Below are 10,185 nucleotides of genomic sequence, written 5' to 3' on the forward strand. Positions count from 1 at the left end.
TGCGGAAATAGCTCAGTTGGTAGAGCATAACCTTGCCAAGGTTAGGGTCGCGAGTTCGAGTCTCGTTTTCCGCTCTTTTCAGATAAAAAAATCCCGCAAGCATTGTTCGGTGCTTGCGGGATTTTTTTGTTGTATGGAAGTTGTTGTTACAGTTTCTGTAATGAGAATCCGAGCATCATTCCGTCGTAGCTGTTGGCCAGCGAGCCGATACTCTTCAGAGTGGAGTTGCTGCTTTTGCTGGAGAGGAAGGTTATCAGTTTCAGTAGCTTGTCCGATTCGAACAGCAGGTCCATAGTTGTGGAGGTAGCGTTGACCTTGGCATTCATACCTATCAGCTTGGCGAATTTCAAGTTGACCTTTTGGGTGGATGCATCGTAGGAGTAGCTTCCCTTCATGCTCTTTTGCCCTACTTTGGCGCTGAATGTGCTGTCGGCGTTGAATGTGAATGACATTTGCCCGGCTTTGATGCCTACTTTGGCAAGCTGTTCGTCCAGTTTCTTTTCTGCGGCTGTGGCGGCAACGGCACCGCCGGCTTTCTGCAGCAGGTTGTCCGATTCGAATTCAATGGCGGAGCCGGTATACGACCAAGTGCCGGTCATATCCGCTGTTGACTTGCCGGTCACGGCATTTACCGCCTTCTCTATATTTTCTTTGTTGAACAAATCCTTGATGGATTGTGCATGACTATTGCTGGTCAGCAGTAGTGCGGCAACAAACAGTTGCCAAAAAACTAATCTTTTCATTTTACTTATTTCTATTGTTTGCTATTCAGGCTTTTGTTGATACTTTCGATATAGTCCAGCAGTTCTTTCCGTCCCATGCGGTTTTCAGAAGAGGTGATGAAGTAGGGGGGCAGCTCTTCCCATTGTTCCTTCAACTGTTCCAGGTATTCGTTGATGTGGGTGTTCAGTCTGCCGCCTTTCAGTTTGTCGGCCTTTGTGAAGACGATGGCAAAGGGTACACCGTTCTCGCCCAGCCATTCCGTAAACTCGAGGTCGATGGCTTGGGGAGCCAGCCGGCTATCTATAAGAACAAACAGACAAGTCATCTGTTCGCGTTGCAGTATATAACTTTCTATAATACGTTTGATTTGTTCCTGCCCTTTCTGTCCCCGTTTGGCGTAGCCATATCCCGGAAGGTCTACAATGTACCAGCTCTTGTTGATGAGGAAATGGTTGATGAGCATGGTCTTTCCCGGTGTGGCAGAGGTCATGGCGAGCCCTTTTCTCCCGGTCAGCATATTGATGAGACTGGATTTTCCTACGTTGGAGCGTCCGATGAAAGCATATTCGGGAAATGTACCAGTGGGGCATTTCCGCACGTCTGTGTTACTGATGACGAATTCAGCGTTTGTAATATCCATTTTGTTGCCTTTTTGGGGTTTTACGTGTGGCAAAGGTAGCACTAATTTCATAAGTTTGTACTATCTTTGCCCAGAAAGCGAAGATAGGCTGCACCTCAGCATAAAAAATGAACTCGTTCATTTTATTCTGCATTCGGTTTGCACTATCTTTGTGGCCAATAGGAGAATTTTAAGTATGAATGGACAGTTTCCCTCTACATTATTGGAGAAGGCGGTAAATGAGTTTGCCAAGTTGCCCGGAGTGGGACGCAAGACGGCTATGAGGCTGGTTCTTCACCTGCTCCGCCAGGATACGGCAGTGGTGGAAGCGTTCGGCAATGCCATCGTGACGCTGAAGCATGAAGTGAAATATTGCAAGGTATGCCATAATATATCAGATACGGAGACGTGCCGCATCTGTTCCAGTCCGCAACGGGACGCCTCTGTGGTTTGTGTGGTAGAGAACATCCGCGATGTGATGGCTGTGGAAGCCACACAACAGTTCCGTGGTTTGTATCACGTGCTGGGAGGCGTCATCTCGCCGATGGATGGCATTGGCCCCGGAGACTTGCAGATAGAAAGCCTTGTGCAGCGGGTAGCCGCCGGCGGCATCAATGAAGTGATTCTTGCGCTGAGCACGACGATGGAGGGAGATACTACTAACTTTTATATCTACCGCAAGCTGGAAAAACTGGGTGTGAAGCTCTCCGTCATAGCCCGTGGCATTTCCATCGGTGACGAATTGGAGTATACGGATGAAGTGACTCTGGGACGCAGTATTGTGAACCGTACTCCATTTTCCGGAACTGCCTGATTGTTTGGGGCCATTATCAATTATTCATTATCCACTATCAATTTACTAAATGGAAGAACAAATAAAGAAGACCGCAGCGCGTGTCCGAACAACTTTTGCCTATTTCTGGATGCTTCCCATCCTGTTCGTTCTACTTGGAGAAACCGGAGGCGGATTGGTAGGTATGTATGCTGGAGATGTACGTGCCACCTATATGGCTGAGACGGTAACCATTCTGCTGGCTGCCTCTTGCGTACCCATAGCCCTGAAACTCTTTTCATGGGTATTAATCCGGAAAATAGATGTAGTGACGCTTCCCGAAGCCCTCCGTCTCTATGCGCTGTGGAGTGGCGTGCGGCTGGCATTGCTTGCCATACCGGTGCTTGCAGGCTTTTTCACCTATTATATCATGTTGAGCAGTACGGGTGCACTGTGTGCACTGATAGGACTGACGGCTTCTCTGTTCTGCCTGCCGGGTGAGGGACGCCTGCGTAAAGAACTGCATATCAATAAAGAAGAAGAAATGTAACCGACTGGAAAATATGAATAAATCTTATTTCTGCAGTGAAAGGGTGCGTCTCCGTGCTATGGAGCCGGAAGACCTGGAAGTGATGTATGCTATGGAGAATGATTCCCAGACTTGGGATGTGACGAACTTCACCGTACCCTATTCCAGATTTGTCTTGAAACAATATATTGAGAATTCCGAATGCGATATGTTTGCCGACCGCCAGCTGCGTATGATGATTATACGTGTAGAGGATGATGCGGTGATAGGCACCATCGATATTACAGAGTTTTCTCCCATGCATGCCCGGGGAGAGGTGGGTATTGCCATACGGAAGGAGTATCAGGGCAATGGTTATGCCAAGGAAGCGCTGCGTTTGCTGTGCGACTATGTTTTCAGTTTCCTATATCTGAAACAGTTGATAGTCCATATCTCGGTGGATAATGAGGCAAGTATCTGCCTTTTTGAATCCTGCGGTTTTGTGCGTTGTGGGCTTTTGAGGGAGTGGTGGCGCGTAGGAGGGTGCTATAAGGATGTTGTACTGTTGCAACTTCTCCGCAGCACTAATTGAATGTTGGAATCTGGGGGAAGCGCGACCATATTTCATATTTTGCTCCCAGCTTGCACAATGCCTTCTTCCAGAGTGTGCCGCTGGCCGCCTCGTCCATTAGCGAACTGATGTTTTCTTTGCCTACCAGCCAGGTGTTTTCTTCAATTTCCCGGCCCAGCTGTTCGTACTCCCAGCCGGAGTATCCCAAAAAAAATCTGATTCTGCCTTTAACGGGATTTCCCTGCATGATGTAGTTTTTAATGGCTTCAAAGTCACCGTTCAGGTAGAAGCCTTTGCCGATGGACAGCGCTCCGGTAATACCCTCGAGCGTGTGCAGATAGAACAATGTATCTGTGCTGAGTGGTCCTCCTTTATAGATAGGTATACTTTCCGGACAGTCGAAGTCTTTCAGCACATCATTCAAGAATAGGGGGAGCGGTTTGTTCAGAACCAGTCCCATTGTGCCGTCATGTGTATGGTCCACCAGTAGAATGACGGATCGTCCAAACATATGGTCACACAAAAAGGGTTCGGAAATCAAGACCTTTCCCCGGGCAGGAACCACATGGTTTGTTTCTATCTTGAATAGATTTATATTGCTATACATGCCCCTAATATACATAATATTCCACAATAAACCAAAGTTCTTCGCTGTTTTTCATTTTAAAAGTTTCTTTTCTCAGATTTTATGGCTTTTTTTATTCGGAGAAAATACTTAAGTTTGCAAGTAATTGGCAATTTAATGCAATGAAATATACTACATTATATACGTTAATTTTAGGGCTGTTTTCTATAGGATGGACGGATTGCCCGGAGGATTTTATGGAGCGTATGCAGCGTCCGGGACATTCTGAAATACAGCTTTCTAAAGTGACGATAAGTGGCCGTGTGCTGGATGAAAGCGGGTTTCCGTTGGCCGGTGCCACTATTCAAGAGAAAGAAACTGCCAATGGTGCGATAGCGGATTCGGAAGGAAAATTCACTCTGGTGGTTGCCGATAATGCAGTGCTTCGTGTTTCGTTTATCGGCTACATGTCCCAGGATATTGAGGTGGAAGGACATTCGACCTTTCATATCACACTAAGAGAAGATATGATAGAGCTGGATAACGTTATTGTTACCGCTTTGGGTATCGAAAAGAAAGAAAATTCTCTTTCTTACGCCACAGATTTAATAAAAAACGAGGAGTTGACGCGAGTAAAAATGCCCAACTTAATTACTTCGTTGACCGGCAAGTCGGCAGGTGTGCGTGTCAATCAGGTTTCTTCCGGTCTGGGAGCCTCAGCCAAAGTCAGTATCCGTGGAATCCGTTCGGTGGCGAGTGACAACCAACCGCTGTATGTGATAGACGGTGTTCCCATTCTGAACTCCACTTCCGAGCAAGCATACTCTGCCATAGGCGGAACGGCCAATGCCGGCAACCGTGACGGAGGAGACGGCATTTCCAATCTGAATCCTGAAGATATAGAGAGTATCAGTATCCTGAAAGGAGCTCCCGCGGCAGCTTTGTATGGTAGTCAGGCTGCCAATGGGGTGATACTGATTACTACAAAGAAGGGGCAGTCGCACGGGCAGCGCAGTGTTTCTTTCTCGACGAGCCTGATGTTCGATAATGCTTTTGCGCTACCCAAGATGCAGAACCGCTATGGAGTAAGTGACGGTGTAGACAGTTGGGGAGAACGGGCAAACCTTCCCGAATACGATAATCTGAGAGACTTCTTCTCTACTGGTGTCACCTCCATAACTTCCATCTCCTTGAGTCACGGCAATGAGAAGTTGCAGAACTATTTCTCCTATGCCAATACTACGGGGCATGGCATCATTGGGAAACATAACCTTTCGAAGCACAACCTCACTTTCAGAGAGACTTCCGTTCTGTTGAATTCCCGTCTGAAGTTAGATGGCAGTATGAACCTGATGCGCCAGGTGGTGAAGAACAAGCCTACCGTGGGTGGTTTCTACATGAATCCTTTGGTGGGGCTCTACCGTTTCCCGCGGGGTGAGGATATTGCTTATTATAAGGAGAACTTCGAGGTTTATGATGAGGGTAGAAACTTGAACATACAGAATTGGCATACCTCCTACGAGGATTTTGAGCAGAATCCCTACTGGATTACCAATCGCATATTGAGCAAGGAGAACCGCATGCATGTCATAGTCTCCTTATCCGCCAATCTGAAGATAAACGATTGGTTAAGCCTGCAGGCCCGTGGCAATGTAGACTATATTAACGACAAGGTGCGCCAGCAGTTCTATGCCTCTACCGCTCCGGCGTTGGCGGGAGCCAATGGGCGTTATATCGAGATGGACTATCAGGAAACCCAATATTACGGAGACGCCATACTGATGATGAAAAAGCAGTGGGATGCATTCTCTCTCAACGCGGCGCTCGGTGCCAGTATCAATGATAAGACAGTGAACTCCACCCGCTATGACTCTAAAACAGCTTCGCTGAAATATGCCAATGTGTTCAATCTGGCCAATATCATCATGAATGGTTCTGCCGGGCTGGACCAGAAGATTGATGCGCGGCGCCAATTGCAGTCCTTGTTTGCGACGGCACAACTGGGCTACAACGAGTTTGTCTATCTTGATTTGTCGGCCCGTAATGACTGGTCCTCCACGCTGGCTTATACATCTCATGAGAAAAGCGGGTTCTTCTATCCCTCCGTGGGATTTTCGCTGATATTCAATAAGCTGATGACTTTACCCCGATGGGTGTCACTGGCAAAGATAAGGGGGGCATACAGCATGGTGGGCAATGATATTCCCATGTTCATCACAAATCCTTCCTCGCATATCACGGCGGGTGGAGAGTTCCTGGCAAGTGATGCCGCGCCGTTCAAGGATATGGAACCGGAGATGACGCATTCCTTTGAGGCGGGTATAGAAGCGCGTTTTTTAAAGAACCGCATTGGTTTGAATGCCACTTTCTATAAGACGAATACCCGGAACCAGTTCTTCAAGCTTCCCACTCTGTCGGGCGATAAATATGCCTACCGTTATGTCAATGCGGGTAATATACAGAATGTGGGGTGGGAGGTTTCACTGGATGCCGTTCCTTTGCTGACGAACCATTTCAAGTGGAAAACAGAGGTGAACTTTTCCACCAACTGCAACAAGATAATTTCACTGCACGAAGCGCTGAAGGAGTTTCTTTACGGTCCTACCAGCTTCTCGTCCAGTTATGCCATGAAATTGGTGAAAGGGGGCTCTATCGGTGACATCTACGGAAAAGCTTTTGTACGTGACGATGCGGGCAATATCGTTTACGGCACGGAAGGAGACAATACCGGCATGCCTTTGGTGGAAGGTGATGGCAATACGGTGAAAGTGGGTAATGCCAATCCAAAACTGATATTGGGCTGGAATCATATGCTGTCTTACAAGAATTTTTCTTTCTATTTTCTGGTGGATTGTCGCTTGGGAGGCGATATTTTGTCTCAGACGCAGGCGGATATGGATATGTATGGCGTTTCTGAAGTCACGGCCCGGGCCAGGGACAAAGGTTATGTAATGCTTGAAGGTAACCGGATAGATAATGTGAAAGGATTTTATAAGAATGTTGTAGGCGGACGGGCCGGGGTGACGGAATATTATATGTATGATGCCACGAACATCAGGCTGCGTGAGCTGTCCGTGGGCTACCAACTGCCTGCTGCCTGGATGGAAAAGACCAAAGTCCTCAAGCGGGCACAACTGTCCTTTTCGGGACGCAACTTGTTCTTCTTCTACAAAAAGGCGCCTTTCGACCCTGACCTGGTACTCTCTACGGGCAACGATAACCAGGGAATTGAAGTCTACGGTATGCCTACCACGCGTAGTTGGGGATTTTCTTTGAAGTGTGAATTTTAAGAGGGGGAGGGAGACTTGATATGAAGAGGATTATAGTACTGATTGGCATGGTTTTCGTGTTTCTGGCTTGTACGCGGGACTTTAAGGAAATCAATACGGACAAGTCCGGCGTGACGGACGAGGACTTGCAGGCCGACTATAACGAACATGGCATCCGTCTTGGAATCATCCAGCAAGGCATCTATTTCAATTACGACTACGGAAAGGGGAAGAACTGGCCTTTTCAATTGACCCAGAATTTGAATGCCGACATGTTCAGCGGTTACATGCACGATGCCAAGCCCCTGAATGGAGGTTCGCACAATTCGGACTACAACTTGCAGGATGGATGGAACAGCGCCATGTGGGGACATACCTATGAGTATGTTTTCCCGCAGATATATCAGTCGGAGAATGCCACACGTGATCGCATGCCTGCCTTTTTCGGCATTACCAAGATACTGAAGGTGGAAGTGATGCACCGTGTCACGGACTATTACGGCCCTATTGTGTATAGTCATTTTGCCGATCTCGAAGCCCGTTATATGCCCGACACGCAGAAAGAGGTCTATAATGCATTTTTCTGTGAACTCGATACGGCTGTAGCTGTACTTTCCGATTATATTGTCGAGCATCCGGGAGCTTCGGAGTTTGCGCGTTTCGATATGTTGTTGGACGGTGATTATGACTCTTGGATAAAGTTTGCCAACTCGTTGAGGATGCGGCTTGCCATGCGCATCGCAGTAGCCAGTCCGGAGAATGCAAAAACGGAATTCCGTAAGGCGATGGATAATGAATACGGAGTCATTCGGGAGGCGGACGAGTCGGTGGCGGTTTCCACAGCGAGTGGATATACCAATCCGTTGGGCGAGATAAACCTTGTTTGGAATGAAGCTTATATGGGAGCGCCGATGGAGTCCATACTGAACGGATATGAAGATCCCCGTCGTGAAATCTATTTTGCCACTTGCCAGAATGAACAGTTTGCAGGCGAGTATCGCGGCATTCGTCAGGGTACATGCTTTGCACATAACTATTATAATACACTCTCAAAATTGAAAGTTACCCAGCAGACTGATGCAGTGTTGATGCCGGCAGCAGAAGTCTGGTTCCTGCGTGCCGAGGCTGCCCTACGGGGATGGACCGATGAGTCGGCGAAAATCTGCTATGAAGAAGGGGTAATGGCTTCTTTCCGTCAGTATGGCATCTTGCAGTCCGACGCTTATCTGGAGAGCGACTTGTTGCCTGCCGATTTTGTGGATACCTACGATATGGAGAATGATATTACCGCCCGTTGTCAGGTTTCGCCACGCTGGCTGGAGTCAGCGGATAGGGATACGAAGCTGGAGAAGATTATTACCCAAAAATGGATTGCCATGTTTCCCGAAGGGTGTGAGGCTTGGGCTGAACAGCGCCGGACGGGGTATCCCCGGCTATTTCCCGTACGCTTTAATCACAGTAAAGACGGGTGCATAGATACTGAGACAATGATTCGCCGTCTGAACTTTCCCGGCGGACTGAAGACGGAGAATGCCGAGCAGTATGCCGCTTTGGTAGAGGTACTGGGTGGAGATGACAATGCCGGTACCCGATTGTGGTGGGATACCGGCATCAACTGGTAGAGACACCTTATTTATATAGGGATATTTTTTATTGGATGGGGTGATTCTCGGCAAAAATTGCCATACGTTCGTCCAACTGGTCGTACTGATGGTCTTGGATAAAGGAAGTGCAGGCACGTAATCCTTCCTGATGGCTTCCGGTGGTCACCAGCGAAATGGCGCTTACACCGTAGTACATTAGTTCCCGCGCAAGTTCTCCGCTACTCATGCCCGGGTAACCGATGGTGAAGTAGAAACCGTCGGCAACGGGATCACCCAAATCATTGTCGTATACCAAGTGGAAACCGTGGCGCAAGAAGATTTCCTTCAGGCGGCGGGCACGTTCACCGTATACTTTCACTTCATCAAGGAAGTTGTATTGACCTTCATTGGCTGCTTTAAGCATGGCGGCAAGAGCATACTGCGCAGAGTGGCTGGTGCCGGAAGAGAGCGCATAGAGTACGCGGTGGATGAATACTGTGCCGAAGGTGCCGCCGCCGTAGCGTTGTGTCAACCCGGGATAGGCCCGATGATACAGTTTGTTCGAAATGCAGCTGACACCGATACGTTGACCGGCATAGCTGAAAGCTTTGGAACCGGAAATGAGCAGCACGTAATAGTCCGTATAGTGTGCCACAGAAGGTTGGTAAGGCGCTTGGAACGGTTTGCTCAAGTCTTGGCGGAAGTCCATGGCAAAGTAGGCGAGGTCTTCCAACACAATGACGTCATATTGGGTTGCCAGTTCGCCGATGATGCGCAACTCTTCTTCTTTCAGGCAAATCCAGCTGGGGTTGTTGGGATTGGAATAGACGATGGCAGAGATATTGCCTTTGCTGAGGTAACTTTCCAGCTTCGCTTTCAACTTGTCGCCACGGTAGTCATATACGTCAAAGGTTTCATATTTCTGTCCCATCACGACCAACTGCTGCTTCTGTACCGGGAAACCGGGATCGATGAAGAGAATGGTATCCTTTTTCTCATCGCACTGGCTGCATGTGAGGAATGAAGCGAAAGTTCCTTGCATGGAGCCGGTAACTGGTACACAACCTTCGGGGGCTACATCTACATTGATAAAGGCTTTGATAAAACGTGATGCTTCCTCTTTCAAGGCGGGAAGTCCGTTAATGTCCGGGTAGAGGCTGGCAATACCATTCTGCAATGCCTCCACCTCGGCCTTTACGCCGACGGCTGAGGGGGGGAGTCCGGGTACACCCATTTCCATTTTTATGAATTCTACACCCGATGCCGCTTCGGCATTGGCTGCAATGGCTTTTACTTCACGGATGGTTGCTTTGGCAAAGTCTGTGATATGAAAATCTGCGATAGTTTCATCTATCAACTTACGTTCAATAGGAGTATTTCTCATGATTTCAATATTAATTTAGTTTTGCAAAGGTAACATAAATCTCTTATAATCAAGCTATGTTAAAAAAAAGATGATTTTTTTTCTTTCAAGCTATTGCAGATATAAGAATTTTGTCTACCTTTGCAACCGCAATCGAGAGAGATAGCAACGAAAGAATGAAATAATGGTGCGTTAGTTCAGTTGGTTAGAAT

9 protein-coding genes and 1 tRNA gene are annotated in these 10,185 nt (G+C 47.9%); 6 read left to right on the forward strand and 4 right to left on the reverse strand.

Annotated features, from left to right (window positions below; all coding sequences use genetic code 11):
• The first annotated feature begins 1 nt into the window (after position 1).
• Positions 2 to 74, forward strand: a tRNA-Gly gene (locus ABUA47_RS20120).
• A gap of 72 nt (positions 75 to 146) precedes the next feature.
• On the opposite strand, the gene ABUA47_RS20125 is transcribed toward ABUA47_RS20120, so the two are convergent.
• Both ABUA47_RS20125 and yihA read right to left on the reverse strand, forming a co-directional pair.
• Positions 147 to 743 carry a DUF4923 family protein gene (locus tag ABUA47_RS20125; RefSeq protein WP_005836520.1) on the reverse strand — a complete coding sequence of 199 codons (597 nt, stop codon included), beginning with the start codon at positions 741 to 743 and terminating at the stop codon, positions 147 to 149.
• Between the two features lie 11 nt (positions 744 to 754).
• A complete protein-coding gene (yihA, locus tag ABUA47_RS20130; protein ID WP_005836522.1) occupies positions 755 to 1,363 on the reverse strand; it encodes a ribosome biogenesis GTP-binding protein YihA/YsxC in 609 nt (202 codons plus the stop codon).
• A gap of 175 nt (positions 1,364 to 1,538) precedes the next feature.
• Here yihA and recR point away from each other — a divergent pair, with 175 nt between their 5' ends.
• Genes recR through ABUA47_RS20145 form a run of 3 tightly spaced genes read left to right on the forward strand, consistent with a single transcriptional unit; the run spans position 1,539 to position 3,214 of the window.
• Complete coding sequence (recR, locus tag ABUA47_RS20135; RefSeq protein WP_035448317.1) at positions 1,539 to 2,156, forward strand: recombination mediator RecR; 618 nt, start codon at positions 1,539 to 1,541, stop codon at positions 2,154 to 2,156.
• A gap of 49 nt (positions 2,157 to 2,205) precedes the next feature.
• On the forward strand, positions 2,206 to 2,664 hold the full coding sequence (locus ABUA47_RS20140) for a hypothetical protein (protein WP_035448319.1): 459 nt from the start codon (positions 2,206 to 2,208) through the stop codon (positions 2,662 to 2,664).
• Positions 2,665 to 2,677: 13 nt separating this feature from the next.
• A complete protein-coding gene (locus ABUA47_RS20145; protein WP_005836529.1) occupies positions 2,678 to 3,214 on the forward strand; it encodes a GNAT family N-acetyltransferase in 537 nt (178 codons plus the stop codon).
• On the opposite strand, the gene ABUA47_RS20150 is transcribed toward ABUA47_RS20145, so the two are convergent.
• Positions 3,207 to 3,815, reverse strand: coding sequence for a YqgE/AlgH family protein (locus ABUA47_RS20150; RefSeq protein ID WP_080707056.1), 609 nt, complete (start codon positions 3,813 to 3,815; stop codon positions 3,207 to 3,209). The genes ABUA47_RS20145 and ABUA47_RS20150 overlap by 8 nt on opposite strands.
• A 125-nt stretch (positions 3,816 to 3,940) precedes the next feature.
• Here ABUA47_RS20150 and ABUA47_RS20155 point away from each other — a divergent pair, with 125 nt between their 5' ends.
• Together ABUA47_RS20155 and ABUA47_RS20160 are read left to right on the forward strand one after the other, a co-directional pair.
• The gene (locus ABUA47_RS20155; protein WP_035448321.1) at positions 3,941 to 7,048 is read left to right on the forward strand and encodes a SusC/RagA family TonB-linked outer membrane protein; all 3,108 of its coding nucleotides are present in this window, start codon (positions 3,941 to 3,943) and stop codon (positions 7,046 to 7,048) included.
• A 20-nt stretch (positions 7,049 to 7,068) separates the two neighbouring features.
• On the forward strand, positions 7,069 to 8,649 hold the full coding sequence (locus ABUA47_RS20160; RefSeq protein WP_035448323.1) for a SusD/RagB family nutrient-binding outer membrane lipoprotein: 1,581 nt from the start codon (positions 7,069 to 7,071) through the stop codon (positions 8,647 to 8,649).
• Positions 8,650 to 8,677: 28 nt separating this feature from the next.
• Here ABUA47_RS20160 and ABUA47_RS20165 read toward each other — a convergent pair whose 3' ends face one another.
• Entirely contained in the window at positions 8,678 to 9,994 is a 1,317-nt protein-coding gene (locus ABUA47_RS20165; protein WP_039162422.1) for an aminotransferase class I/II-fold pyridoxal phosphate-dependent enzyme, read from the reverse strand.
• Positions 9,995 to 10,185: the final 191 nt, after the last annotated feature.

Source organism: Bacteroides sp. RTP31139st1_H2_RTP31139_211217 (genome assembly GCF_040227615.1).
GTDB lineage: Bacteria > Bacteroidota > Bacteroidia > Bacteroidales > Bacteroidaceae > Bacteroides > Bacteroides uniformis.